The organism is Streptomyces sp. NPDC058964, assembly GCF_042741275.1.
Taxonomy (GTDB): domain Bacteria; phylum Actinomycetota; class Actinomycetes; order Streptomycetales; family Streptomycetaceae; genus Streptomyces.
Window position 1 is genome coordinate 5,803 of sequence record NZ_JBHYKH010000024.1, and the last position, 25,588, is coordinate 31,390.

Consider the following 25,588-nt stretch of genomic DNA (forward strand, 5'->3'; position numbering starts at 1 on the left):
GGCCCGCGCGCCACCCGTGCCCAGGGCGGGTCGCCCCCCGGGTCACCCGCATTCTCGCGCACGAGTCGGGGGGCGGTTAATTCCCCCCCGCGCCCCCCTTTCGCGTGTCCGAACGGCACCGACCGACTACGACAGCTGTCCGTCGTAGTCCGGCAGCTTGAACGTCTTCTCGGCGTGGCCGCCCGACAGGTCGGTGGCGCTGTTGCCGATGTTCGCGATGATCGTGTAGCCCCGGTTCTCGATGTCGACCCGCTGGGCGGTCTTGTAGGCGGCCACGTCCTTGAACAGGTCGAGGAAGCCGCGGACGTAGAGACCCGAGACGTCGTAGCCGTCGTGCTCGAGGTTGTACTCGGTGGGCCAGTAGATGATGCCCGGACGGGCGGTCACGAAGAAGAGCGAGACGCCGTGCTCCTGCGCGTACTCGGCGACGTTCAGGACCGGCTTGTTGGCGGGCTGCGGGTAGCTGAAGCCGAAGTCGGTCTCCAGCGTGGTGTTGTCGATGTCGAAGACGATCGCCTGCTTCTCGCCCGGCTCGGCGGCGGCGATGCGGTCCTTCAGATACGGCAGGGCCTGGTCCATCACGCCCTGGCAGTCCTTCTGCCAGGTGGCGTAGTCGACCTTGGCGGCGGTCGCGGCCTCGGCCGGTGTGGCCATGGCCGGCGTGGCCGTTGCCGCGAGGGCGGCCACGGAAACGGCGGTCACGGATATGCGGCGTGCCCAGGGGCGTCTGGTCATCGGTGGGGGTCCTCTCGCGTCTGCCTGTCAGGGGCATGATCTTTGGGGAGGATGGCGCGAGGGGAACCGTAGGGTTACCGGAGGGTAGTAGTACAGAGATGTGCGTCACATGAACGGCGTCGCCAACTCCCTTGCAGCAAAGGCCGGATGGCGTAGCCCAGGTCACATCCAGGGGCCGGTCGATCATGGAATGCGGTGACGTGCCGCACAGGAGGTACATCACATACTAAGGGGATTAGTTGTACGCCTTGTGGTGATAAAGGGCGATTTCTTCCATGAGTCCGGTTCGGGGGTTTGGCATGTTGGGCTGGGCTGCGCCCGATAAGTCATGGGTCATTAGGGAGTGTGGGTATAGGGGCGGCGAATACTAGGTTGGGCCGTAGAAGGGTGGTTTGAGGACGGCGGTGATTGCGGGTTACCAAGGATCTGCCATCCGGTGGACGTCAGTGCGCCAGATGGCCCCCCGTCCCCGACTCCACGAGGTCCAGATGTTCAAGCGCGTTACGTCCCGTTCCCCCCGTACGTCCAAGCTCCGTACCCGTGTGGCCGTCCTGGCCGCGGGTCTGGGTGCCACGGCCGTCGTGGGAACCGGGGTCGCAAGCGCCGCCCCCGCGTCCGCCACCTCCTGGGTCGACCCGGTGAAGAAGTACACGCTCTCCGCCAGCTTCATGCAGGCCGGCAGCCACTGGGTCGCCAAGCACAGCGGTCAGGACTTCGCCGTGCCGACCGGCACCGAGGTCATCGCCGCCCACGGCGGCACCGTCGTCAAGGCCGGCGGCAACGGCGCCGGTGACGGTCCCGCGTACGGCAACGCCGTCGTCATCAAGCACGGCGACGGGACCTACTCGCAGTACGCCCACCTGTCCCGGATCGACGTGAAGGTCGGCCAGGTCGTCAAGACCGGCCAGCACATCGCCCTGTCCGGCAGCACCGGCAACTCCACGGGCCCGCACCTGCACTTCGAGATCCGTACGACCCCGAACTACGGTTCCGCGGTCAACCCGGTCGCCTTCCTGCGGGCCCACGGCGTCACCGTCTAAGCACCGGTCCTGTGGGCGCCCTCGTGCGCCTGCGTCACCAGGTCGACGGCGACCTCGAGAACAGCCTCGCGCTTCTTCTCGGGGTCGCCTTCCAGGTCCTGCATGACGAACATCCCGGCGTGCAGCGTGAAGATCGCGCTTATGGAGCGGACCTGGTCGACCAGGTCCGCTTCCGGGTCGATGATGATGTCGCGCAGGCCGCGCATGCGGTCCTTGAAGGTGTCGCCGATGCGCAGTTCCCGTACGGTCGCCTGGTTCTCCTGCATGAAGCGGAACAGCGGTGCCGCGTCGACCAGCGACTGGCCGTAGCGCCGTACGATCTCCTGCTTGGTCTCCAGGGTGTGAGGCTGCTGCCTGCCCCACTCGATCAGGTCCTCCATCGGCTTCGTCAGGTCCTGGAAGAGGCTGACGATGATCTCTTCCTTCGTCTTGAAGTGGTAGTAGAGGGCCGCTTTGGTGACGTCGAGACGCTCGGCGATCTCGCGCAGGGAGGTCTTCTCGTAGCCCTGCTCCGCGAAGAGTTCGAGCGCCACGTCCTGGATGCGCTGGCGGGTGTTGCCGCGGCGCTGCTGCTTGGTGCCGTCCATGGTGACGCCCATCCTCGTACTCCTCGCGCTTCCGCGGAAACTTACTTGCCGCCCGGCTAGTAAACTTACTTGACGCCCGGCTAGTTGCGCGGCTAACTTCCCAGTGTAGTCAACTAGCCGGGCGGCAAGTAAGTAGCGGCCGCTGGGGGAGTGGGAAAGATGGCGGACACACAAGCGGCCCAGGCGGGCCAGGAGATCCCCGAAGGGGTTCCCGGCACGCAGGGCAAGAAGCAGCGGAGCGTGCGGGTCGTCCTGCTCGCGCTGATGATCGCGATGATGCTCGCGATGCTCGACAACATGATCGTGGGCACGGCGATGCCGACGATCGTCGGTGAGCTGGGCGGCCTGCAGCACCTGGCCTGGGTGGTGACCGGTTACACGCTGGCCACCGCGGCGGCCACCCCGATCTGGGGCAAGCTCGGTGACATGTACGGGCGCAAGGGCGCCTTCATGACCTCGATCGTGATCTTCCTGATCGGCTCCGCGCTGAGCGGCATGGCCCAGAACATGGGCGAGCTGATCGGGTTCCGGGCCGTTCAGGGACTCGGGGCCGGCGGTCTGATGGTCGGTGTCATGGCGATCATCGGCGACCTCGTCCCGCCGCGGGAGCGTGGCAAGTACCAGGGCATGATGGCCGGCGTCATGGCGCTGGCGATGATCGGCGGTCCGCTGGTCGGCGGCACCATCACCGACCACTGGGGCTGGCGCTGGTCCTTCTACATCAACCTGCCGCTCGGCGCCGTCGCGCTGCTCCTGATCAGCGCCGTGCTGCACCTGCCGAAGAAGCGCACCAAGACGCGGATCGACTATGCGGGCGCCGCGCTGCTGACCGTCGGCATCACCTCGATCGTGCTCGTGACCACCTGGGGCGGCACCGAGTACGCCTGGACGTCCGCGCGGATCATGGAACTGATCGCCATCGGCGTCGTCGCCCTGGTCGGTTTCGTGTTCTGGCAGACCAAGGCCGCCGAGCCGGTCCTGCCGCTGCACATCTTCCGCAGCCGCAACTTCACGCTGATGTCGGTCATCGGCTTCATCACCGGCTTCGTGATGTTCGGCGCCACGCTGTTCCTGCCGCTCTACCAGCAGTCGGTGCAGGGCGCCTCCGCCACCAATTCCGGTCTGCTGCTCCTGCCGATGCTCGGCGCGATGCTGGTGACCTCGATGGTCGCGGGACGGGTCACCACCAACAGCGGGCGCTACAAGATCTTCCCGATCGTCGGTGCCGTGCTGATGATCACGGGCCTGTACCTGCTGTCGCTGATGGACACCGGCACCTCCCGGCTCACCTCCGGCGTCTACATGGCCGTCCTCGGTCTCGGCATGGGCTGCCTGATGCAGATCACCATGCTGGTCGCGCAGAACAGCGTGCAGATGAAGGACATGGGCGTCGCGTCCTCGTCGACCACCCTGTTCCGTACGCTCGGCTCCTCCTTCGGTGTCGCCATCATGGGCGCGCTGTTCAACCACCGGGTCCAGGACGTCATGGCCGAGCGGGGCGGCGCGCTGGCCGCCAAGATGACCGAGAAGTCCGCGCAGCTGGACGCGGCCAGCCTGGCCAAGCTGCCCGCGCCGGTGCGGGAGGCGTACCAGCACGCGGTGTCCGCCGGTACCCACTCGGCGTTCCTGCTGGGCGCGGTGATCGCGGTGCTCGTGCTGATCGCGGCCCTGTTCGTGAAGGAGGTCCCGCTCAAGAGCGGGCCCCAGAAGCCGGAGTCCGCGGCCGGCAGCGAGGACGCGGTGCCGGCACCGGCGATCGAGGCCGTCTGAGCCGACCCTGAGCCGAAGGCCCCCGGATGGTGTCCGCCCCGGGGGCCTTCGCCGTGCCCGGGACCCGATGTCGGTGCCCGGGACCCGATGTCAGTGCCCCGTGCCACCATCGGTTTCATGGACAAGATGCGCCAGTTGCGCCTGGCCAAGGACGCCATGGACCGCGACTGGGCCGATCCGGAACTCGACCTGGACGCGGTGGCCGCGCACGCGGGGTACTCGCGCTACCACTTCATCCGCGCCTTCAAGGAGGCGTACGGCGAGACGCCCGGCCAGTATCTGACGCACCGCCGCATCGAGCGGGCGGAGGACCTGCTGCGCACCGCGAATCTGTCGGTGACCGAGATCTGCCATCTGGTCGGCTTCAGCAGCCTGGGCACGTTCTCGACCCGGTTCAAGGCCTGGACCGGGCTGGCGCCCAGCGAGTACCGGACCAAGCACGTGGGGCGCGGGGCCGCGCTCATACCCGGCTGCTACGCGATGCTCTGGGCCGGCGGCTTCCGCACCGGCCCCGGCGCCGGTCGGCGCAATTCCGGAGAAGCGGGCCGCTAGTCCGGCTGCCTACGGTGGCGGGGCAAGCAGCCGATCCCCGCGGACAGGAGCGCACCATGATCAAGGGACTCAGGATTTCGACCGTCTGGGTACTCGACCAGGACCGGGCCAAGGAGTTCTACACCGAGAAGCTGGGCCTGGAGGTCCGTACGGACATGTCCATGGGCGACGGCGGCATGCGCTGGCTCACCGTGGGCTCCCCGGAGCAGCCCGACGTCGAGCTCACGCTGATGGTCCCCGGGCCGCCGGCGATGGATCCCGAGTCCGCCGAGATGGTCAAGAAGCTCGTGGCCAAGGGGGCGTTGGGCGCGGGTGTGCTGACGACCGACGACATCCACGGCGACTGCAAGAAGCTCAAGGAGCGCGGCGTGGAGTTCCTGCAGGAGCCACAGGAGCGCCCCTATGGCACGGAGGCGCTCTTCCGTGACGACTCCGGGAACTGGTTCTCCTTCACCCAGCCCCGCGAGGGCGGGCTCGACATGGACAAGGACTGGGCCTGCTGAGGCGGCGGGGCCGGTCCTGAGGAGCCGGTTCTCCTACGGCAGCATTTGGTAGCTGCCGGTGGCCGTCGGCGCGTGCTCCGGCAGCCACAGCACGGCCACCGCCCCCTCCGCGGGAACGTACTCGGGCGCTCCCGCGGGCCGTACGTTGCGGAACGTCAGCCGGGCGCCCAGCACCCGGGCCTGCCCGGCCGCGATGGTCAGGCCCAGGCCGTGTCCCTGTCCGGCGCGGTCCTTGCTGCCGGTGCGGAAGCGGCTCGGCCCGTCGGCGAGCAGTTCCTCGGGGAAGCCGGGGCCGTGGTCGCGGACCCGGATGACCCGGCCCTCGACGGTGACCTCGATGGGCGGCCTGCCGTGCCGGGCGGCGTTGGCGAGCAGGTTGAACAGCACCCGCTCCAGCCGCCGCGGATCGGTGGTGACCTCCGACTCGTGCACCACGTGCACGACGATCGCCGGATCCTTGGCGGCCACGCGCCGGGCGACGAACTCGCCCAGCATGATGTCCTGCAGCTCGGCCCGCTCGGAGGCGCCGTCGAGGCGGGCCACCTCCAGGACGTCCTCGACGAGGGTGCGCATCGCCTTGGCCCGGTCCAGGACCAGCTCCGTCGGCCGGCCGGGCGGCAGCAGTTCGGCGGCCGTCAGCAGCCCGGTCACCGGGGTGCGCAGCTCGTGCGCGATGTCGGCGGTGACCCGGCGCTCGGCCTCCAGCCGCTGCTGGAGCGTGTCCGCCATGGCGTCCACCGCGCGGGCGAGGTCGTCGGTCTCGTCGCGCACGACACCACCGATGGCGTCCCGCACCCGGACGTCCGGCTCGCCCTTGGCGACCTGGTTCGCGGCGGCCGCCGCCTTGCGCAGCCGGCGCGACAGCTGTCCCCCTATGAGCACGCCGAGCGCGCTGCCGCCGAGGACGACCGCGATGGAGCCGATGACCAGTGCCTGGTCGAGATCCTTCATCACGTTCGTGCTGCGGTCGGTGAAGTGGCTGTGGAGCGACAGCACGTGTCCGCCCTTGACCGGCACCGCCGCCCAGATGTCCGGCACGTCGCCGCCGCGCTCGGTGACGTAGGTGGCCCGGCGGCCCTCCTCGACCTTCTCGCGCAGCGCGGGCGGCAGATCGGGGTCGTCGACCTCGATGCTGGGGAAGTTGGGCCGCCCGGACAGGTCGAAGTTGCGCTGGGCGATCTGCAGACGCTCGTCGGCGAGGTCACGCGCGTTGTCCAGCATCGACACCCGGGCCGCGTTGTGCACGACCAGGCTGAGTGCGACCGCCACCAGCGCGCCGACCAGCGCGATGGCCGCGCTGAGCTTCCATCTGAGCCCGGTGCGGATGCCGGCGCGCCGCACGCGCCGTCCCAGCAGCCGCCGAATGTACCCCCGCATGTCCGCCTCGCTCAGGCCTTCAGCTTGTAACCGAAGCCGCGGACCGTCTCGATCCGGTCCTGGCCGATCTTCGTGCGCAGCCGCTGCACGTGAACGTCGACGACACGGGTGTCCCCGCCCCAGCCGTAGTCCCATACGCGTTCGAGCAGCTTGTCGCGCGAGAGCACCGTGCCCGGTGCCGAGGAGAACTCCAGCAGCAGCCGCATCTCGGTGGGCGTCAGCGCCACCGGCTGTCCGGCCCGGCGCACTTCCATGCCCTCCGTGTCGATCTCCAGTTCGCCGAACGTGAGTACGCCACCGTCCATCGCCGAGGTGTCGGCGTTCCCCTGCGCGCCCCCGCCCGCGTGCCCGAAGCGGCGCAGCACGGCACGGATCCGGGCCACCAGGACGGCGCCGTCGAAGGGCTTGGTCACGTAGTCGTCGGCGCCCGCCTCCAGGCCGAGGACGACGTCGATGGTGTCGGCGCGCGCCGACAGCATGATCACCGGCACCGTCGACTCGTCGCGGATCCGCCGGCACAGACTCACCCCGTCCAGGCCCGGGACCATGACGTCCAGGAGCGCGATGTCGGGGCGGTTCGAGCGGAACGCCTCCAGGCCCGACAGCCCGTCGGGCATCGCGGTGACCGCGAAGCCGTCCCGCTCCAGGGCGAGCTGGGTGGCCTCGCGGATGACGTCGTCGTCCTCGACGAACAGGACATGGGTCTGGTCTGCCATCCCGCTGCTCTCAGTCCTTGTGGGGGTTCGGTGCCGTCACTGAGGTGACGTACGGATCGTGCGCAGGGTTCACTTCAGCCGGACGGCACCGGCGACGGCTCGCCACCGACCGCGTTGCTGTAGTCGGTGTGGTGGTAGTTCTTCTGGGCGAAGCGCCCCGATTCCCACCTGTACGTGATCACGTTCTCGCCGGACGGACTCGACACGGGGTCGCCCTTGTCGTACACCTGCTTGGTCACCATCAGGTCGCCCCGGTCTATCTCCGCGTAGACCGGGGACTCCTCGGCCTTGAACACATTCTCGTACCTGCCGTCGTCCTCGCGGTACACGTACGAGCCGACGCCCACGGCGTCGGCACAGGTCAGCACGTTGACCACGATGTCCTCGACCGAGCCGCCGGTCAGATCCCCGTACGACACGTCGACCGGGTACTCGTCGCCGCAGGGCTTGAGATAACGCTTGACCTCGGCCGAGACCAGCGGATCGTGCCTGACGAGCGAGACCGCGTCCACGGCCGTGTAGGTGTCGGAGGGGTTGGGGGCGGGGGAGACCGCCGAGCCAGCCCCCACCGAGTCGGAGTGTGCCGGGCCCTCGTCACGGGCGCCGGTGCCGCCGGTGGCACAGGCGGCCACGAAAAGGCCGAGGGCGGCGAGCACGGCCACCGCCGTGATCGCCGCCTGGAAGACCCCGCGAGCCGCTGTGGGCTCCTCGTCGGTCAGGCCGCGCACCGCTCCCGCTCCTCACGCTCCAGCGCGCGTGCGTCCAGGTCGCGGGCCTCCAGCTCCTCGCGGAGCCGGGCGAGCGCCCGGTGCAGCGTGCTCTTGACCGTTCCGGCCGACATGCCGAGGGCTGCGGCCGTTTCCTCCGTGGACATCTGCTCCCAGTGTCGCAGCACGACGACGCTGCGTTGCTTCGGAGCGAGAACCTTCATGATGTCCATGAGGAGCGCGCGGTCGGCGTGCTGCTCGGTGGAGTCGTCCACGCAGGCGTCCGGCAGCTGCTCGGTGGGAACCTCCTCCAGCTTCCGGGCCCGCCACCACTCGGTGCGCGTGTTGATCATCACGCGGCGCAGATAGGCGTCCGCGAGGCGCTTGTCCGCGATGCCCTCCCAGCGGCCGTACGTCCGCACCAGCGCTGTCTGGAGCAGGTCCTGCGCGTCGACCGGGTCCGGGACCAGTCGGCGGGCGCTGCGCAGCAGCGCGTCCTGCCGGGTGCGGACGTACTCCTCGAATTCGAGCACCTCGCCCTGCGACATGATCAACCGCCTCCGCTCCCCGTTCGTCCCCGGCCCCGTGCCGGTCGTTCCGTGCGCCCGGTTGGTCGAGCCGGGCACGGAAAAGAAGTTACGGAGGTGTTGTCACGGCGCTGTCCGAAGCAGCCTTCGGACAGCACTCGGCTGTCCGTCGGTTGTGTAACGGAGATGAGTTCGGGGTAAGGCGGGTGGGGCAATTGTTCCGATATGGGGGGATGTGCGAGGCGGGATCGTTGCTGAGTGGCCTTCCGGCGCTGTGACTTGTCTGTGCGTCAGCTCAGCGGAAGCCGATAGAGCCCGCCCCGCAGCGGCTCCACCAGACCGTCCGCGACGAGTCCGTCCAGCGCCCGGGCGCGCTGCACCGGCTCGTGCCACACCCGGTCCAGGGACGCCTGTGGCACGGGGGTGTGCGCCTCGCGCAGTACGGCGAGAAGCTTGCCGCGGACCTGGCGGTCCGTACCGGCGTACGTCTGGCCGCGCCGCGGCGGACCCTCGTGCTCCGGCTTGCCCGCGAGCCGCCAGGCGCACTGGGCGGCGATCGGGCAGCGCGCACAGGTCTCGTTCTTCGCCGTGCACACCAGCGCGCCCAGTTCCATGGAGGCGGCGGCCCAGCGGGCGGCGGTCCCCTCGTCCGCGGGCAGCAGTTCACGGGCGAGCCTGCGTTCCGCGGCGGTGGTGGCGTTCGGCGGGTACTGCACCCCGGTGACCGCGCGGGCGAAGACCCGGCGGACATTGGTGTCCAGCACGGCGTGCCGCTGCCCGTAGGCGAAGGAGGCCACCGCGGCGGCCGTGTACTCGCCGATGCCGGGCAGCGCGAGCAGCTGCGCGTGGTCCGTCGGTACGTCGCCGCCGTGCCGCTCCGTTATGGCGACCGCGGCGCCGTGCAGGCGCAGGGCGCGGCGCGGGTAGCCCAGCCGGCCCCAGGCGCGGACGGCCTCCCCGGGGGCCTCCTCGGCCAGGTCCGCGGGCCGGGGCCAGCGGGCCAGCCACTGCTCGTAGACCGGCAGGACCCGGCTGACCGGGGTCTGCTGCAGCATGAACTCGCTGACCATCACGCCCCAGGGGCCCGCATCCGGGCGGCGCCAGGGGAGGTCGCGGGCGTGGGCGTCGAACCAGGCGATCACGGGGGCATGGAGCTTCTCAGTCATGGCCCTTCCGATCCTGCCACGGGATGGCCGGGCATGGTCCGTGGCGGCGCCGGGACGGGATGTGCGGGAGGTCAAGGGTGCCCTGCCCGCGGGAAGTTGCCGGAATGATGATCCGGAAAAGTTGGTTTCCGGGCGGCGGGTGGGGCAAGCAAGCGCGGCGATCTCTCGTAGAGTTTGCGCCGTGGGATCTCTGCGCAATCCGGTCGGGCCGCTTCCCTCCTCCATCTACTGGCGACGGAGGGTCGTCATGCTGTCGGTGTTCGCCGTACTGGCGCTGCTGATCGCCTGGCTCGCAACCGCCGGCGGCGGGGGCGGAAAGAAGTCCGCCGACGGGTCCAACGGCAAGAATCCCGCCCCCACGATCACGCCCGGACCGTCCGGGACCGGACCGGCGGTCAGCCAACACCCGGGCGGGCGCGACGAGTCGGGCAGCGGTGGCTCCGACGGGAGTGACACCGGGTCAGGGGACGGCGACGGTTCCGGCTCGACGGACGAGGGCGGCTCGGACAGCGGCTCGGACTCCGGTTCCGCTTCCGGCGGTGGCAGCGTCAGTACGGGGGCGACGCTGCCGGCCTCCTCCGGGCTGTCCAAGTGCTCCCCCGGATCGGTCAGGTTGAGCCTGCGCAGCCTGCACAACTCGTACTCGCCGGACCAGACGCCCGCCTTCCGGCTCACCGCGAAGAACACCTCGGCCAAGGACTGCAAGGTCGACCTCGGTCCGAAGAGCGCGGTGCTGACGATCACCCAGGCCGACGGCAGCGACGCCTACTGGTCCTCGGCCGACTGCCCGAAGGGCGCCGGAAGCCTGCTGTTCCGGGTACCGGCCGGCAGCAGCATCACCTACACGGTGAAGTGGGACCGCAAGCCGAGCGCTCCGCACTGCGCCACACCCGCCGCGGGGTCGGCAGGGGCGGGCACGTACCTGCTGGAGGCGAAGGCGGCGGGGTTCAGCGTCACGCCGACGTCGTTCGTGCTGTCGGCCGACTAGGACCCGGCCCGGGAGAGACCCTGGTCACCGCCGGGTCCGGTCAGACGTAGCGCTCCAGGATCGACGACTCCGCCAGGCGCGACAGACCCTCCCGCACACTGCGCGCGCGGGCCTCGCCCACACCGTCCACGGTCTGGAGGTCGTCCACGCTCGCGGCGAGGAGCTTCTGCAGCCCGCCGAAGTGCTCCACCAGGCGGTCGATGATCGCGCCGGGCAGCCGGGGCACCTTGGCCAGCAGGCGGAAGCCGCGCGGGGAGACCGCCGAGTCGAGCGCCTCGGGGGACCCGGTGTAGCCCAGCGCGCGGGCCACCGTGGAGAGTTCGAGCAGTTCGGCGTGGCTGAGGGCGTCCAGCTCGGACAGCGCCTCGTCGACCGTGCGGGAACGCTTGGCGGTCGGCCCGGGCACGTAGTCCCGGACCACCAGCTCGCGCTCGGGTTCCAGGCCCGCGATCAACTCGTCCAGCTGGAGGGCGAGCAGCCGGCCGTCCGTGCCCAGTTCGACCACGTACTCCGCGATCTCGGTGGCGATACGGCGCACCATCTCCAGACGCTGGGCCACCGCCGAGACGTCCCGGACCGTGACCAGGTCCTCGATCTCCAGCGCCGACAGCGTGCCCGCCACCTCGTCCAGGCGGAGCTTGTAGCGCTCCAGGGTGGCCAGGGCCTGGTTCGCGCGGGACAGGATCGCCGCCGAGTCCTCCAGGACACGGCGCTGCCCGTCGACGTACAGGGCGATCAGCCGCATCGACTGCGAGACCGACACGACCGGGAAGCCGACCTGCTTGGAGACCCGGTCCGCGGTGCGGTGGCGGGTGCCCGTCTCCTCGGTGGGGATCGTGGGGTCCGGCACCAGCTGGACACCGGCGCGAAGGATCTTCGACAGGTCGGAGGAGACCACGATGCCGCCGTCGAGCTTGCACAGCTCACGCAGACGCGTGGCCGTGAACTCGACGTCCAGGTCGAAGCCGCCCGTGCACATCGTCTCGACGGTCTTGTCGGAGCCGAGCACGATGAGCCCGCCGGTGTTCCCGCGGAGAACCCGCTCGAGGCCGTCACGCAGCGCCGTGCCCGGAGCCACCGCACTCAGCGCGGCGCGCATCAGGGCCTCGGCACCGGAACTCCCACCGGACTTTCCGGGAGCCGCTGCCCGGTCGTTGGCTGCCACTGCACTCCTCCGGTCGCAGGTTCTGAGGCGCTCCCGTACGCGCACTCCGTTCGTACGGACGGGCGAGACCAGGGCAAAGTCTACCGGCGCTCCTCAGCCTCCCGTGGGGCCTCTCGGCGACGCGAGCGGGGAAGGACCCTCAGCGCGTCCCCTATGTCGGCGACTTCCAGGACCTTCATACCGGGAGGGATCTTGCCCGGGTCGCCCGGCACGAGCGCGTGCGTGAAGCCCAGGCGGTGCGCCTCCGCGAGCCGGCGCTGCACGCCCGTGACCCGTCTGACCTCGCCCGCGAGGCCCACCTCGCCGATGGCGACGAGGTTCTTGGGCAGCGGGGTGTCGCTGGCCGCGGAGGCGAGGGCCAGGGCGATCGCGAGGTCCGCGGCCGGCTCCGAGAGCTTCACCCCGCCCACCGTCGCCGAGTAGATGTCCCGCTTCCCGAGCGCGCTGATCCGGCCCCGCTGCTCCAGCACCGCGAGCATCATCGAGACACGGGACGTCTCGAGTCCGGAGGTCGTGCGGCGGGGGGAGGGGATCTGGGAGTCGACGGTCAGCGCCTGGACCTCCGCCACCAGCGGGCGGCGGCCCTCCAGGGTCACCGTGAGGCAGGTGCCGGGGACCGGTTCGTCCCGACGGGTCAGGAAGAGTCCGCTCGGGTCCGCAAGGCCCGTGATGCCCTCGTCGTGCAGTTCGAAGCAGCCGACCTCGTCCGTGGCGCCGTACCGGTTCTTGACGCCCCGGACGAGCCTCAGGCGCGCGTGCCGGTCGCCCTCGAAGTGCAGCACGACGTCCACGAGGTGTTCGAGCAGGCGCGGTCCGGCGATGGCCCCGTCCTTGGTGACGTGGCCCACGAGGAGCGTGGACATGCCGCGCTCCTTCGAGGCCCGGATCAGCGCCCCCGCCACCTCCCGCACCTGGGCCATGCCGCCCGGCGCCCCGTCGATCTCGGGGGACGCGACCGTCTGCACCGAGTCCAGGATCAGCAGGGACGGCTTCACCGCGTCCAAGTGGCCGAGGACCGCCGCAAGATCGGTCTCGGCCGCCAGGTACAGATGGTCGTCGATGGCCCGGATGCGGTCCGCGCGCAGCCGCACCTGGCTCGCCGACTCCTCACCGGTGACATAGAGCGTTCGGTGCTCGTCGCTCGCGGACTTCGCCGCCACGTCGAGCAGGAGCGTCGACTTGCCCACGCCGGGCTCGCCCGCCAGCAGCACCACCGCACCGGGCACCAGTCCGCCGCCCAGCACCCGGTCCAGCTCGGGCACGCCGGTGGAGCGCGCCGTGGCCTGCCGCCCGTCGACCTGGCCGATGGGCACCGCGGAGGTGGTGACGCGGCCGGGCGCCGTCGTCCGCACCGCCGGCGTGCCGTACTCCTCGATCGTCCCCCACGCCTGGCACTCGGGGCACCGGCCGAGCCACTTGGCCGTCTGCCAGCCGCACTCCGTGCAGCGGTAGGACGGGCGATCCTTGGTGGTCTTGGTGCGGGCAGCCATGCGGAAACCGTAGCCGCCGGCACTGACAACGCGGGCACCGGTCGCCGGAAGGGCGCGGGCCGGACGGCCACTGACCGTCACGGTGGAGCCGCGGAATGAAGGTTCCTGTCCCCTTATGAGGGATCGTTTCACCCGTACGGATTAAAAGTGCTCAAGGGGGAAGAAGGGGCCATCCACCGCCGCCTACGGTCGCACGGGTGATGAGCAGCAGTCCGGAAACTTCGCCCCGCACCACCGGCGCACACCGGGCGCACCGGGAGGCGCGTGATCGTGCCGCGGCGCGCACGCCGGCGCAGCGGCCGTCGGCGCGCTACGAGCCGTACCTGGACGGTCTGTTCACCTACTGTCTGTCGGTGCTGTGCGACCACGACGCGGCGACCGCCGCGCTCGGCGACGTCCTCGCACTGGCCGAGCGGCGCGGGCCGCGTCTGCCGGACGCGGCGGGGGACCGCCGGGCCTGGCTGTACGCGCTCGCCCGCTGGGCGTGCCTGCGGAAGCTGGCCGAGGCCAAGCAGAAACGTCAGGCCACCCATGCGGCGGGCCGTCCGGGAGCCCCGGGACGGGGCCCGCAGGCCGCCGATCCGGCCGCCTCCGAGGAGGTGCGGGAGCAGCGGCGGCGCGAACTCGCCCTGCTCGCCTGGCCGGAGGCCGCCGGGACCACCCCGGAGCAGCGCGAGGCCCTCGAACTCGCCGTGCGCCACCACCTCGCCGCCCACGAGGTCGCCGCCGTCCTCGGCATGGACCAGGCTGTCGCCCGCGAACTGCTGGCCTCCGCCGCCTGTGAGGTGGAGCGCACACGCGCGGCCCTCGCCGTCGTCGAGACCGGCGGCTGTCCCGGTGTGGCCCTCCTGACCGGGGACAATCAGCTCGTCCTCAGCACCGCCGTACGGCGTGAGCTGGTACGGCACGTCGACGACTGCCCGCGGTGCCGCCGCACCGCCGACCGCGCGGTCCCGGGCCGCTGGCCCGGCGCCAGCGTCACGCCCGCCGAGCTGCCCGTCCTGGAGGCGCCCCGCGCGGCTGTGCACGCGGCCCTGGCCCGCCACCCGCGCGCGCGGGGCACGGCGGTGCCGCGTTTCGACCGGCGCGGCTTCCCCATGGACCCCAAGGACCGTGCCGCCCGCCGGGACCGGCTGCGCGCGCGGGCGGTGACGACGACCGTCGTCGCCACCGTCGTCGCCGCCCCCGTCCTCGCCCTGTGGGCCGCCTACCGGGGCTCGCCCGCCGAGGCGGACCCGGAAGGCCGGGCCGCCACCGCCAGCGAGGCGCACGGTCCCGACAGCATCGGCGGCGACCCGGCCGGTGACTACGAGAACGCCGGGAACGCCGGTGTCGGACCCGTCGCCCGGCACGGCAAGGACGGGAAGTCCGACGTGTCCGTGGAGGTCATCAGCATCTCCGGGGCCGGGACGAAGGCCGCGGGCCGACTCGCGGTGTCGGCCGACAACAGCGGCGACACCACCCTCGTCACGCTGACCGCCTCCGGCCCCTCGCCGGTGCGCTGGTCCGCCACCACCTCGGCCGCCTGGCTCTACCTCAGCCAGACGTCGGGGATCCTCCGGCCCGGCGAGTCACTGACGATCAAGGTGTACGTCGACCATCTGCGCGAGCCGGCCGGCCACTGGAGCGCCCGGGTGGCGGTGGCACCGGCGGGCGCCGTGGTCTCGATCGAGGGCTACGGCACCGCACCCAGCGGCCCCACGGCCCCGGGCAGCTCGCCACCGACCTCCGCCCCGGACCCCACGCCCACGACGTCGGCGCCCACCGAACCCACGCCCAGCGATCCGCCGTCCTCCGACCCGACCCCGACCCCCACCGCGCCGACCCCGACCGACTCCGGGGCCTCGACCCCGCCGCCGACCGCGGGCGGTGACTCCACCCCTTCGGGCGGCTAGCGCGATGACCGGCAGCCGGTCAGTCCACCGGATCCGCCGGATGCGGCGCCAGCAGCGGCAGCTGCGACGCCAGTCGCTCCTCGCACAGCTCGACCAGACGGTCGTAGCCGGCCTTGCCCATCAGCTCGGTCAGCTCGGCCCGGTAGGAGACGTACACCGGGTCGCCCGCGCCGTGTGCCGACGTCGCCGAGGTGCACCACCAGTGCAGGTCGTGGCCGCCCGGACCCCAGCCCCGGCGGTCGTACTCGCCGATGGAGACCTGCAGGACACGCGTGTCGTCGGGTCGGTCGATCCAGTCGAAGGTCCGCCGGATCGGCAGCTGCCAGCAGACGTCCGGCTTGGTCTCCAGCGGCTCGCGGCCCTCCTTCAGGGCGAGGATGTGCAGCGAGCAGCCCGCGCCGCCGGCGAAACCGGGACGGTTCTGGAAGATGCACGAGCCCTTGTAGGGGCGCGTCTGGCGGGAGCCCTCGTCGTCCTCCGAGACCCAGCCGTGCTCCCTGCCCTCGTCATGGTTCTGCCAGATGTCCGGGGTGAGCCTGGCCACGTGCTCGGCGACCCGCTTCTCGTCGTCCTCCTCCGAGAAGTGCGCGCCCAGCGTGCAGCATCCGTCCTCCGCGCGGCCCGCCTGGATGCCCTGGCAGCCGCTGCCGAAGATGCAGTTCCAGCGAGAGGTCAGCCATGTCAGATCGCACCGGAAGACCTGCTCGTCGTCCGCCGGATCGGGGAACTCCACCCACGCTCGCGCGAAGTCGAGTCCCTTCTCGTCGGACGCCGGGTCCCGCTTCGGCTTCTTCGGCGGCCTCACCTGCGAAGAACCGGTGGAGGATTTGGCGGCCTTGTGGTCCTTCGCCTTTTTCGTCTTTGGCACCCGTCCAGAGTAAGACGCGCAACACGGCTCCGGGGACGGTCCGGCGCCTGGCTGGCAGTAGCGTTTCGTACATGAGACTCGGTGTCCTCGACGTGGGATCTAACACGGTGCATCTGCTGGTGGTGGATGCGCACCCGGGCGCGCGCCCGCTGCCCGCGCACTCGCACAAGGCGGAGCTGCGGCTCGCGCAACTCCTCGACGGGGACGGGGCCATCGGCCCCGACGGGATCGACAAGCTGATCGGTGTCATCCACGACGCGCTCCAGGCCGCCGAGGACAAGGGAGTCGAGGACCTGCTGCCGTTCGCCACCTCCGCGGTGCGCGAGGCCACCAACGCCGACGACGTACTCGCCCGCGTGAAGGCCGAGACCGGTGTCGAGCTCCAGGTCCTCGCCGGCGCCGAGGAGGCCCGCCTCACCTTCCTCGCCGCCCGCCGCTGGTTCGGCTGGTCGGCCGGCAAGCTGCTGGTCCTCGACATCGGCGGCGGGTCCCTGGAGATCGCGTACGGCATCGACGAGGAGCCGGACGCCGCCGTCTCGCTGCCGCTGGGCGCGGGCCGGCTGACCGCGGGCTGGCTGCCCGGGGACCCGCCGGGCACGGAGGCGATAAGGGCCCTGCGCCGCCATGTGCGTGCCGAGATCGCGCGCACGGTGGGGGAGTTCAGCCGGTTCGGCGCCCCCGACCACGTGGTCGCCACCTCCAAGACCTTCAAGCAGCTGGCCCGCATCGCCGGGGCCGCCCGCACCGGCGACGGCCTCTACGTCCAGCGAGAGCTCAAGCGGGAGTCCCTGGAGGCCTGGGTGCCCCGCCTGGCCGGAATGTCCGCCGCCCAGTGCGCGGAACTTCCCGGCGTCTCCGAGGGCCGCTCGGGCCAGCTGCTGGCGGGCGCACTGGTGGCCGAGGGAGCCATGGACCTGTTCGGCGTGGAGAACCTGGAGATCTGCCCCTGGGCTTTGCGTGAGGGCGTGATCCTGCGGCGGCTGGACCACATGGGGTCGGCCTGAACCCAGGCCCGGTCCCCGCGCCAGGCCTGGGGCGGGGAGGCGTGCGGCCCCGCCGCGAGGGGCGGCAGGCCGTGGCCGTGCGGCACGCGCGCGTGGCGGATCGGCGCGTCGCCGCGGTGGGGAAGGTGCTCCGGGGGCCTGGGACGGTGAGGCGTGGCGGCGCCGCCGCGAGGACGTGCCCGGCCGTGGTGAAGGGTTGGTACCGCGTCTCCGGGAGGCGTGAGGCGTGACAGGCCGTGGATGAGCGGCACCCGCCCGTGGGGCGCCGGGGCCGTGGATGAGCGGCACCCGCCCGTGGGACGCCGGGGCCGCGGTCGGGCGGCCTCGCGCCGACCGCCGCAGGCGACCCGTCGCCGCCCATGGGGAAACTCACAACGGCGAACAGGCACCCCGCATACCGCCGACCCCACCCCGTAATCTGTCCCCGTGGCAGAACCTAGGGACGTTGTCCGCATTCCGGATGCGAAGGTCGCCCTGTCGACGGCCTCCGTCTACCCGGAGTCGACGGCGACGGCCTTCGAGATCGCCGCGCGCCTCGGCTACGACGGGGTCGAGGTCATGGTCTGGACGGACCCCGTCAGCCAGGACATCGAGGCGCTGCGCCGGCTCAGTGACTATCACCGGATCCCGATCCTGGCCGTTCACGCCCCCTGTCTCCTGATCACCCAGCGCGTGTGGTCCACGGACCCCTGGGTCAAGCTCCAGCGCGCCCGCGCGGCCGCCGAGAAGCTCGGGGCGGGCACGGTCGTCGTGCACCCGCCGTTCCGCTGGCAGCGCCAGTACGCCCGCGACTTCGTCGCAGGGGTGTGGCGGATGGCCAACGAGACCGACGTACGGTTCGCCGTCGAGAACATGTACCCGTGGCGCTACCGCGACCGCGAGATGCTCGCGTACGCCCCCGACTGGGACGTGACCAAGGACGACTACCGTCACTTCACGATCGACCTGAGCCACACGGCGACGGCCCGCACGGATGCCCTCGGGATGATCGACCGGATGGGCGACCGCCTGGGCCATGTGCACCTCGCCGACGGCAACGGATCGGCGAAGGACGAACACCTGGTCCCCGGCCGCGGCAGCCAGCCCTGTGCCGAGCTGCTGGAGCGGCTCGCGCTCACCGGCTTCGACGGTCACGTCGTCATCGAGGTCAACACCCGGCGGGCCATGTCCAGCGCCGAACGCGAGGCCGACCTGGCCGAGGCGCTGGCCTTCACCCGCCTGCACCTGGCCTCCGCGGTGAAGGTGCCCCGGCCGTGACCGGCACCACTCCGGGCCGTACCGGGGCGACCTCGCGGCGCCGCGGCCGCCCCCCGCGCACGGAGTCCGCCGGCACCCGCGACCGCATCCTGACCGCCGCCCGCGAGGAGTTCTCCGAGCGCGGCTACGAGAAGACCTCGGTACGCGGCATCGCCAAGGCCGCGGGGGTCGACTCCGCACTGGTCCACCACTACTTCGGCACCAAGGAGCAGGTCTTCGAGGCGGCCATCGAAGTCGCCTTCGCGCCCGCCCTCAACGCGCCGACCGCCGTCGCCGACGGCCCCCTCGACGGCGTCGGCGAGCGGCTCACCCGCTTCATCTTCGGCGTCTGGGAGAACCCCACCACCCGGACGCCGCTGCTGGCGATCGTCCGCTCCGCCGTCAACAACGAGACCGCGGCCGCCGTCTTCCGCCGCCTGGTCGCCTCCCAGCTGCTGCGCCGTATCGCCGTCCAGGTGGAGCTGCCGGACGCGGAGCTGCGGGCCGAGCTGGCGGCGGCGCAGCTGGTCGGGTGCGCGATGCTGCGGTACGTGATCAAGGTGGAGCCGCTGGCCTCGGCGGACCTGGAGCAGATCGTGGCTCGCGTGGCTCCCGTGGTCCAGGGGCATCTCACGGCCCCCTGAGCACCGGCTTCCCGAGACACGCATCCCGCATTCCGGACACCACGTCCCGACCCCTGGATGACCGGCGTACGCTCGTTAGCTATCAGAAGTCTCTCTGATCGCAGTCTCTGAAGGAGCGAGCGAGATGCCCGAGCTGAGGTCCCGCACAGTCACCCACGGCCGCAACATGGCGGGCGCCCGCGCCCTTATGCGCGCCTCCGGTGTACCCGGTGCGGACATCGGCCGGAAGCCGATCATCGCGGTCGCCAACAGCTTCACGGAGTTCGTGCCGGGCCACACCCACCTCCAGCCGGTCGGCCGGATCGTCAGCGAGGCGATCAAGGAGGCGGGCGGCATCCCGCGCGAGTTCAACACCATCGCCGTCGACGACGGCATCGCGATGGGCCACGGCGGCATGCTGTACTCCCTGCCCTCCCGCGACCTGATCGCCGACTCGGTCGAGTACATGGTCGAGGCGCACTGCGCCGACGCCCTGGTCTGCATCTCCAACTGCGACAAGATCACCCCCGGCATGCTGCTGGCGGCCCTGCGCCTGAACATCCCGACGGTGTTCGTCTCCGGGGGGCCCATGGAGGCCGGCCGTGCCACGCTCGTCGACGGCACGGTCCGCACCCTCGACCTGGTCGACGCGATCTCCGACGCCGTCAACGACAAGATCTCGGACGAGGACATCCTCCGTATCGAGGAGAACGCCTGCCCGACCTGCGGCAGCTGTTCCGGCATGTTCACCGCGAACTCGATGAACTGCCTGACCGAGGCGATCGGCCTCTCCCTCCCCGGCAACGGCTCGGTCCTCGCCACCCACACGGCCCGCAAGCAGCTGTACGTCGACGCGGCCCGCACGGTCATGGACATCACCCGCCGTTACTACGAGCAGGACGACGAGACGGTCCTCCCGCTCAACGTCGCCACCTTCGCGGCCTTCGAGAACGCGATGGCCCTCGACATCGCGATGGGCGGCTCGACGAACACGATCCTGCACCTGCTGGCGGCGGCCCAGGAGGCGGGCGTCCCCTTCGGCCTGGAGCAGATCGACGCGGTCTCGCGCCGGGTCCCCTGCCTGGCGAAGGTCGCCCCGAACGTCGCCAAGAACCGCACGTACTACATGGAGGACGTGCACCGGGCCGGCGGCATCCCCGCCCTGCTCGGCGAACTGCACCGCGCGGGCCTGCTCAACGAGGACGTGCACGCGGTCCACAGCCCGTCCCTGGCGGACTGGCTCAAGACCTGGGACGTGCGCGGCGGCTCCCCGTCGCCCGAGGCCGTGGAACTGTGGCACGCGGCTCCCGGCTGCGTCCGCTCCGCAGAGGCCTTCTCCCAGTCCGAGCGCTGGGAGGCGCTGGACGACGACGCCGAGGGCGGCTGCATCCGCTCGGCCGAGCACGCGTACTCCAAGGACGGCGGCCTGGCAGTCCTCAAGGGCAACCTGGCGGTCGACGGCTGTGTGGTGAAGACGGCCGGCGTCGACGAGTCCATCTGGACCTTCGAGGGTCCGGCGGTGGTCTGCGAGTCGCAGGAGGAGGCCGTCGAGAAGATCCTCAACAAGCAGGTCACGGACGGTGACGTGGTCGTCATCCGCTACGAGGGCCCCAAGGGCGGCCCCGGCATGCAGGAGATGCTCTACCCGACGTCCTTCCTCAAGGGCCGCGGCCTGGGCAAGACCTGCGCCCTGATCACCGACGGCCGTTTCTCCGGCGGCACCTCGGGCCTGTCCATCGGCCACGCCTCCCCCGAGGCGGCCTCCGGCGGCACCATCGCCCTCGTCGAGGACGGCGACCGCATCCGCATCGACATCCCCGGCCGCACGATCGAGCTCCTGGTCGACGAGGCCGAGCTGGCCCGCCGCGAGCAGGCGCTCGGCGGGGTGTTCGCGCCGAAGAACCGCGAGCGCAAGGTCTCGGCCGCGCTGCGGGCGTACGCGGCGATGGCGACCAGCGCCGACAAGGGCGCCGTGCGGGACGTGACCAAGCTGGGCTGACGCTCCGGCCTTCGCAAGGGGCCGCCTCCCTCTGGTGGGGGCGGCCCCTTCGCATGTCACCAGGCCGACGGGTCCCGCGCATCCACGGCGAAGACGGTGCCGTCGGGGGCGGTCGCGCAGACGCGCCCGTTCTTGATCACGGGGGTGGCCGGCGCCCCCACGACCTGCGCCGAGTTCGCGCCCAGCCGCGCCGGGGTCTGCCCGACGAGCTTGCCCCTGTGGGCGTCGACGGCGAGCAGCCGTCCGTCGCCCGCCGTGAAGAAGACGTGCTCGCCGTCCGTGACCGGCGCCGAACCGCGGCTCACCGAGGTCTCCAGATGCCACAGCGACCTGCCCGCCGCCATGTCCACGGCCTCCAGGGAGCCGCCGGTGGCCAGCAGATAGACCACGCTTCCCCGCACGGTGGCGTGGGCGCCCGCCAGCGCCACGTGAAGCGCCACACGACGGGCCGCCCCGGAGCCGGGTGAGTAGCGGACGACCGCCGTCGTCTCGCCGTAGACACGGTCGACGGCGAGGAAGAAGAGCGAGCCGTCCTCGGCACCGAAGGGCTTCAGCGTCCCCTTCAGCCGGGCATCCCACCGCACGTCACCCGTCAGCGGATCCACGGCCGTCACCCGCGTGCCCGACCCGTCGGCGGACGTGCTCGTCGCGTACGCCAGCGGGTCGCCCGGGAACGTGACGAACACCGGGCGGCTCTGGCCCGCGATCCGGCCGCTCCACCGGGTGCCGCCCGACGCGGCGTCCAGGCCCGTGACCGTTCCGTCGGCGGCCGTGAGCAGGGCCGTGCCGGCGACGTAGCGCACCGTCGTGTCCGCCGGCAGACGCCGCTTCCAGACCTCCTTGCCCGTGGCGGGGTCAAGCGCCGCCAGACGTGAGCCGCCGGCGGTGTAGGGCTGGACCAGACCGGCCGCGAGGACCGGCGGGCCGCTCGTGGTCCTCGTGGCCACCGAGTGCCGCCACAGCGGCTTCCCGTCGGCGGGGGAGAGCGCGAAGATCACGCCGGGCTGCGCACAGAGCAACTCCTTCGCGCCGTAGGCACACTGCGGCATCCCCGCCGCCTCGGGCGCGGGCTTGGTGTGCCAGGCGCTGAAGGCGGCCGCCCCGGTACGGGGAGTGCTCGCCGGTGCGGGATCGCTGCCGCCGAACATCTGGACCGAGGCCAGCACGGCGGCCACGGCGAGTCCGAGCGCGCCGATGCCCAACGCTGCCTTCCGGCCCGCGCGAAGCCTGGGCGGCCGTCCGGCTTCCCCGGCTTCCTTGCTCTCCTCGGCGTGCCCGGCCTGGTCGGCAGGCCCGGCAGCGGGCTCCGGAGCCGTTCCGTCGGTCGTGCGCTGAGCGGGTATGAACGCCTGGGTGTCGTACGACGCGGCCACCGACCGCAGCTCGCGCATGAGCTCGTCCGGAGTCGGCCGGTCCTCGGGCTCCTTGGCGAGACAGCGCACAACCAGCGGCGCGAGACTCTCCGGCACCCCGGTCAGGTCGGGCTCGTCGTGCACGACCTGGTAGGCGACGACATACGGGCTGTCGGAGTCGAACGGCCCGCGCCCGGTCGCCGCGTGCACCAGCACCGAACCGAGCGCGAAGATGTCGGCGGCGGGCCCGACCTCGCGCGGCCGCCGGAACTGCTCCGGCGCCATGAAGGGCGGGGTACCGATCAACTTGCCGGTCTCGGTGCGCAGTTCACTGTCCTTCGGCCGGGAGATGCCGAAGTCGATGACCTTCGGACCGTCCTCGGCGAGCAGCACGTTGCTCGGCTTCAGGTCCCGGTGCACGACCCCGACCCGGTGGATGTCGCGCAGCGCCTCCGCGAGCCCGGCCATCAGCCGGCGCAGTTGCGCGGCGGGCATCGGGCCGTTCCGCTTGACGTGATCGGAGAGCGTGGGGCCGGGGATGAACAGCGTGGCCATCCAGGGCCGTTCGGCCTCCGGGTCGGCGTCGACCACGGGCGCTGTGAAGGCACCGCTGACCTTGCGGGCCGCGGCCACCTCCTGCCGGAAACGGCCCCTGAACTCGCGATCCCTGGCGAACTCGGCGTGTACGACCTTCACCGCGAGCTTCAGCCCGGAGGTGCTCCGGGCCAGGTGCACCACACCCATGCCGCCCGAGCCCAGGCATGAGTCCAGACGGTAGTGACCGGCGTACTCGGGAAGTTCCGCTTCCGCGCCCGCTCCGGTGTTGCGCTGTGGCGCCATGGGACCACCCCCGTGCTGTTCGTCCGCGCGCGCGACGCAGGGAGCCTAGTCGATGATTCGTACGAGTCAGAGGCGGCTTGCTAGCCTCCGCGTGCGTGTTGCACAAGGGTGTTTCGTGACACGCAAAAGGGGAATGAACGGGACCCCATGACAGTCATGGGGCCAACGGGGGAGGAATCGCATGTCTGTTGACCGTGTCGAAGAGGCCGAGGGCGCCGACGAGGGAGAGGCCGTGGCGACGGCGGCCGCGACGGCGTCCCTGCACTACTACTCGGTCGCCCCGGGCCTCCGGCTCAACGTCCGCAGTGGCCCGGGCACCAGCTACAACATCGTCCGCGTCCTGCCCGAGGGCGCAAAGGTCCTGATCTACTGCCAGTCCCCGGGCACGACGGTGTCGGGCTACTACGGCACCACGAACATCTGGGACAACATCGACAGCGGCGAGTACGTCTCGGACGCCTACGTGAACACGGGCAGCGACGGCTACGTCGCCCCGCGCTGCGGCTGACCCCGTACGGAGCCCGCGGCGGCCCCGGAGCCATAATCGTCCCGTGAGCGACGAACCCGGCACCACGGACACTCCCGCGGGCTCCACCGGCGGAACCCCGAGCGGTCCCCGCCCCGAGCCCCTCCGCTTCTTCGGCACGTCCTGGGTGAACCATGGCAACGGCTACGCGGCCCGCCGCGCCGGAGTGGCCGTCGGCTCGCTCGCGGCGGCGGTCGCCTCCGCCCTGGTCCTGCGCTTCGCCTACCAGGGCCTGCAGATCGCCGACACCGGTTCCTTCGTGACCGTACTGGTCGTGGCGATGTTCGCGATCTGCAGCGCGCTGGCCTTCCGGAACACCTGGGACAGCTTCGGCGCGCGCCCAGACCCCGACCGCCAGGCCTCCCTGCGCGGACTCCTGGCCATCGGTTTCGTCGGCTCGCTCCTCGCGTACTTCTTCCGCTCCCTCATCGAGGCCCCGGGCGAGAAACTCCACCGCGAGGAGTACGAGAAGGCGCGCGAGGAGCACGACCGCCGTTCCGTCCGACGCACCGGGAACCCCTCGAAGAAGCGCCGCAGGAAGTAGCCCGCCGGGGGAGACAGCAGTCGGCCGACGTCGGGCGGGCCTTGCGGGGCCGGCCGTGGAAAGCCGCCCGGCGGCGCCGACCCGAAGGAAGCCGCCGGTCCGCGTCGGCCGCGGGATGAAGAAGCCGGTTCGCCTCGACGGCCCATACGCCGGTCGGCGCCACCCGGGGGAAGCCGCCGGCGGTCGTACACCCGGAAGGAACTCCGGTCGCCGTCAGCCGTGCGAACCGTACGGGATCACCGGGCGGCGTCAGTAGTACTCGCGCATGATCGCCGTCGCCCACTCGGGCTGAACAGTGGCCCCCCGCGGTCCGAACTCCGCCATGTACGGCTTGATGTCCAGCACCGGTGTGCCGTCGACCGCGTCCAGTCCCCCCACGTGCACATCGAGGCCCTCCACCCGCAGCAACCGGCAGCGCGAGACGCCGATGCGGTTGGGCCGGTTCTTGCCGCGCTGGGCGAAGATGCCGACCTCGGGCCAGTCGGTGTTGCCGCGCGGATGCCGGGCCCCGGTCTCGATCCTCTCCTCCGGCACCCGGTCGAAGTGGTAGACGACCTCCAGGTGGGAGAAGGCGTCAAGACCGGCCAGCGACTCGGGCGTGAAGCGTTCGCCGTCGACGCGTATGACCGCGCGGACCTCGCCCCACTCGTCGTCGCGGACCTCCGCCCGTCCGCCTACCACCCGGCCCACCGGGTGCACGACCACCGCGTCCCCGTCCCGCTCCGTCATGTCCGCGTGCCTTCCGTCCTGGTTCACCGGGCCCGTGGACCGGGCAACTCCGCTCCACCGTGACCATGTTCGGCCGTCTTCCACCCCCGTACACCCCGTACTCACTGTCGCCGTCCGGTCCTCCTTCACCACCATGTCCGTATGACCCCGACGCCCCAGCCCTGCCACACCGACCGAGCTCACTCCTTCAACGCCGCGGCGGCCCAGTACGCCGCGAACCGGCCCTCCTACCCGCCCGCCCTCCTCGACACCGTCGAGGAACTCGCCGGCCGCCCCCTCGCCGGCTCCCGGGTGGTGGACGTCGGCGCCGGAACGGGTATCGCGACGGCGCTGCTGCATGCGCGCGGTGCCGACGTGGTCGCGGTGGAGCCGGGAGGCGGCATGGCCGCCCAGTTCCGCCACGCCCTGCCCGACGTCCCGATCGTCCGGGGCAGCGGCGACGCCCTTCCCCTGACGGACGCGAGCGCCGACTTCCTCACCTACGCCCAGGCCTGGCACTGGACGGACCCGGCCCGGTCGGTACCGGAGGCGCTGCGGGTGCTGCGTCCGGGCGGCGCGCTGGCCCGGTGGTGGTACACGGGCGCCCGCCACGGCGAGTGGAGAGGCGGGGCCGCCGGGAGCCCCCACCGCGTGGTCGGCGGGGGCCACA

The 25,588-nt window shown here is 71.5% G+C and carries 24 protein-coding genes and 1 pseudogene; 13 read left to right on the forward strand and 12 right to left on the reverse strand.

Annotated elements, in window-relative coordinates; translation table 11 throughout:
• Positions 1–126: 126 nt before the first annotated feature.
• Complete coding sequence (locus ACFW2E_RS05205; RefSeq protein WP_384461622.1) at positions 127–735, reverse strand: HAD family acid phosphatase; 609 nt, start codon at positions 733–735, stop codon at positions 127–129.
• Positions 736–1,223: 488 nt separating this feature from the next.
• Between ACFW2E_RS05205 and ACFW2E_RS05210 the strand changes: the two genes are divergently transcribed.
• Complete coding sequence (locus ACFW2E_RS05210; RefSeq protein WP_384461626.1) at positions 1,224–1,775, forward strand: M23 family metallopeptidase; 552 nt, start codon at positions 1,224–1,226, stop codon at positions 1,773–1,775.
• On the opposite strand, the gene ACFW2E_RS05215 is transcribed toward ACFW2E_RS05210, so the two are convergent.
• Positions 1,772–2,374 carry a TetR/AcrR family transcriptional regulator gene (locus ACFW2E_RS05215; protein ID WP_384461629.1) on the reverse strand — a complete coding sequence of 201 codons (603 nt, stop codon included), beginning with the start codon at positions 2,372–2,374 and terminating at the stop codon, positions 1,772–1,774. The genes ACFW2E_RS05210 and ACFW2E_RS05215 overlap by 4 nt on opposite strands.
• 147 nt (positions 2,375–2,521) lie before the next feature.
• Here ACFW2E_RS05215 and ACFW2E_RS05220 point away from each other — a divergent pair, with 147 nt between their 5' ends.
• The 3 genes from ACFW2E_RS05220 to ACFW2E_RS05230 all read left to right on the forward strand — a co-directional run bounded on the left by ACFW2E_RS05220 (position 2,522) and on the right by ACFW2E_RS05230 (position 5,187).
• On the forward strand, positions 2,522–4,132 hold the full coding sequence (locus ACFW2E_RS05220; protein ID WP_384461632.1) for an MDR family MFS transporter: 1,611 nt from the start codon (positions 2,522–2,524) through the stop codon (positions 4,130–4,132).
• 117 nt (positions 4,133–4,249) lie between these two features.
• Positions 4,250–4,684: a helix-turn-helix transcriptional regulator gene (locus ACFW2E_RS05225; RefSeq protein ID WP_384461635.1), complete on the forward strand. Its 435-nt coding sequence runs from the start codon at positions 4,250–4,252 to the stop codon at positions 4,682–4,684.
• 56 nt (positions 4,685–4,740) lie between these two features.
• Positions 4,741–5,187: a VOC family protein gene (locus ACFW2E_RS05230; RefSeq protein WP_384461638.1), complete on the forward strand. Its 447-nt coding sequence runs from the start codon at positions 4,741–4,743 to the stop codon at positions 5,185–5,187.
• Positions 5,188–5,220: 33 nt separating this feature from the next.
• On the opposite strand, the gene cseC is transcribed toward ACFW2E_RS05230, so the two are convergent.
• The 5 genes from cseC to ACFW2E_RS05255 form a co-directional block, all read right to left on the reverse strand.
• Positions 5,221–6,564, reverse strand: a complete 1,344-nt coding sequence (gene cseC, locus ACFW2E_RS05235) for a two-component system sensor histidine kinase CseC (protein ID WP_384461641.1) — start codon at positions 6,562–6,564, stop codon at positions 5,221–5,223.
• An 11-nt stretch (positions 6,565–6,575) separates the two neighbouring features.
• Positions 6,576–7,280: a two-component system response regulator CseB gene (gene cseB / locus ACFW2E_RS05240; protein ID WP_384461644.1), complete on the reverse strand. Its 705-nt coding sequence runs from the start codon at positions 7,278–7,280 to the stop codon at positions 6,576–6,578.
• A 74-nt stretch (positions 7,281–7,354) separates the two neighbouring features.
• Positions 7,355–8,008: a hypothetical protein gene (locus tag ACFW2E_RS05245; protein ID WP_384461647.1), complete on the reverse strand. Its 654-nt coding sequence runs from the start codon at positions 8,006–8,008 to the stop codon at positions 7,355–7,357.
• Positions 7,996–8,535, reverse strand: coding sequence for a SigE family RNA polymerase sigma factor (locus ACFW2E_RS05250; RefSeq protein WP_384461718.1), 540 nt, complete (start codon positions 8,533–8,535; stop codon positions 7,996–7,998). The genes ACFW2E_RS05245 and ACFW2E_RS05250 overlap by 13 nt, the downstream gene beginning before the upstream one ends.
• A gap of 269 nt (positions 8,536–8,804) precedes the next feature.
• On the reverse strand, positions 8,805–9,680 hold the full coding sequence (locus tag ACFW2E_RS05255) for an A/G-specific adenine glycosylase (protein WP_384461650.1): 876 nt from the start codon (positions 9,678–9,680) through the stop codon (positions 8,805–8,807).
• Positions 9,681–9,861: 181 nt separating this feature from the next.
• Here ACFW2E_RS05255 and ACFW2E_RS05260 point away from each other — a divergent pair, with 181 nt between their 5' ends.
• The gene (locus ACFW2E_RS05260) at positions 9,862–10,668 is read left to right on the forward strand and encodes a hypothetical protein (RefSeq protein WP_384461653.1); all 807 of its coding nucleotides are present in this window, start codon (positions 9,862–9,864) and stop codon (positions 10,666–10,668) included.
• Between the two features lie 40 nt (positions 10,669–10,708).
• Here the strand turns inward: ACFW2E_RS05260 and disA are convergent, their stop codons facing one another.
• Together disA and radA are read right to left on the reverse strand one after the other, a co-directional pair.
• Positions 10,709–11,833 carry a DNA integrity scanning diadenylate cyclase DisA gene (disA, locus tag ACFW2E_RS05265; protein WP_384461656.1) on the reverse strand — a complete coding sequence of 375 codons (1,125 nt, stop codon included), beginning with the start codon at positions 11,831–11,833 and terminating at the stop codon, positions 10,709–10,711.
• 80 nt (positions 11,834–11,913) lie between these two features.
• Positions 11,914–13,323 carry a DNA repair protein RadA gene (gene radA / locus ACFW2E_RS05270; protein WP_384461658.1) on the reverse strand — a complete coding sequence of 470 codons (1,410 nt, stop codon included), beginning with the start codon at positions 13,321–13,323 and terminating at the stop codon, positions 11,914–11,916.
• Positions 13,324–13,520: 197 nt separating this feature from the next.
• Between radA and ACFW2E_RS05275 the strand changes: the two genes are divergently transcribed.
• Positions 13,521–15,218, forward strand: a complete 1,698-nt coding sequence (locus tag ACFW2E_RS05275; RefSeq protein WP_384461661.1) for a hypothetical protein — start codon at positions 13,521–13,523, stop codon at positions 15,216–15,218.
• A gap of 19 nt (positions 15,219–15,237) precedes the next feature.
• On the opposite strand, the gene ACFW2E_RS05280 is transcribed toward ACFW2E_RS05275, so the two are convergent.
• A complete protein-coding gene (locus tag ACFW2E_RS05280; protein WP_384461664.1) occupies positions 15,238–16,086 on the reverse strand; it encodes a hypothetical protein in 849 nt (282 codons plus the stop codon).
• A gap of 71 nt (positions 16,087–16,157) precedes the next feature.
• Between ACFW2E_RS05280 and ACFW2E_RS05285 the strand changes: the two genes are divergently transcribed.
• The 4 genes from ACFW2E_RS05285 (at position 16,158) to ilvD (ending at position 20,948) form a co-directional block, all read left to right on the forward strand.
• Complete coding sequence (locus ACFW2E_RS05285; protein WP_384461667.1) at positions 16,158–17,090, forward strand: Ppx/GppA family phosphatase; 933 nt, start codon at positions 16,158–16,160, stop codon at positions 17,088–17,090.
• Between the two features lie 426 nt (positions 17,091–17,516).
• The gene (locus tag ACFW2E_RS05290; RefSeq protein ID WP_384461670.1) at positions 17,517–18,347 is read left to right on the forward strand and encodes a sugar phosphate isomerase/epimerase family protein; all 831 of its coding nucleotides are present in this window, start codon (positions 17,517–17,519) and stop codon (positions 18,345–18,347) included.
• The gene (locus ACFW2E_RS05295) at positions 18,344–18,970 is read left to right on the forward strand and encodes a TetR family transcriptional regulator (RefSeq protein ID WP_384461673.1); all 627 of its coding nucleotides are present in this window, start codon (positions 18,344–18,346) and stop codon (positions 18,968–18,970) included. Before ACFW2E_RS05290 ends, ACFW2E_RS05295 begins: the two co-directional genes overlap by 4 nt.
• A gap of 124 nt (positions 18,971–19,094) precedes the next feature.
• Positions 19,095–20,948, forward strand: a complete 1,854-nt coding sequence (gene ilvD / locus ACFW2E_RS05300; RefSeq protein WP_384461677.1) for a dihydroxy-acid dehydratase — start codon at positions 19,095–19,097, stop codon at positions 20,946–20,948.
• A gap of 56 nt (positions 20,949–21,004) precedes the next feature.
• On the opposite strand, the gene ACFW2E_RS05305 is transcribed toward ilvD, so the two are convergent.
• Positions 21,005–23,140 carry a serine/threonine-protein kinase gene (locus ACFW2E_RS05305; RefSeq protein ID WP_384461680.1) on the reverse strand — a complete coding sequence of 712 codons (2,136 nt, stop codon included), beginning with the start codon at positions 23,138–23,140 and terminating at the stop codon, positions 21,005–21,007.
• 181 nt (positions 23,141–23,321) lie between these two features.
• Between ACFW2E_RS05305 and ACFW2E_RS05310 the strand changes: the two genes are divergently transcribed.
• Both ACFW2E_RS05310 and ACFW2E_RS05315 read left to right on the forward strand, forming a co-directional pair.
• On the forward strand, positions 23,322–23,648 hold the full coding sequence (locus ACFW2E_RS05310) for an SH3 domain-containing protein (RefSeq protein WP_384461683.1): 327 nt from the start codon (positions 23,322–23,324) through the stop codon (positions 23,646–23,648).
• A gap of 43 nt (positions 23,649–23,691) precedes the next feature.
• On the forward strand, positions 23,692–24,210 hold the full coding sequence (locus ACFW2E_RS05315; RefSeq protein ID WP_384461686.1) for an EamA/RhaT family transporter: 519 nt from the start codon (positions 23,692–23,694) through the stop codon (positions 24,208–24,210).
• Between the two features lie 249 nt (positions 24,211–24,459).
• Here the strand turns inward: ACFW2E_RS05315 and ACFW2E_RS05320 are convergent, their stop codons facing one another.
• Positions 24,460–24,939, reverse strand: a complete 480-nt coding sequence (locus tag ACFW2E_RS05320) for an SAM-dependent methyltransferase (RefSeq protein WP_384461689.1) — start codon at positions 24,937–24,939, stop codon at positions 24,460–24,462.
• Between the two features lie 141 nt (positions 24,940–25,080).
• Here ACFW2E_RS05320 and ACFW2E_RS05325 point away from each other — a divergent pair.
• A pseudogene (locus ACFW2E_RS05325) lies at positions 25,081–25,517 on the forward strand (class I SAM-dependent methyltransferase); the annotation flags it as partial.
• Positions 25,518–25,588: the final 71 nt, after the last annotated feature.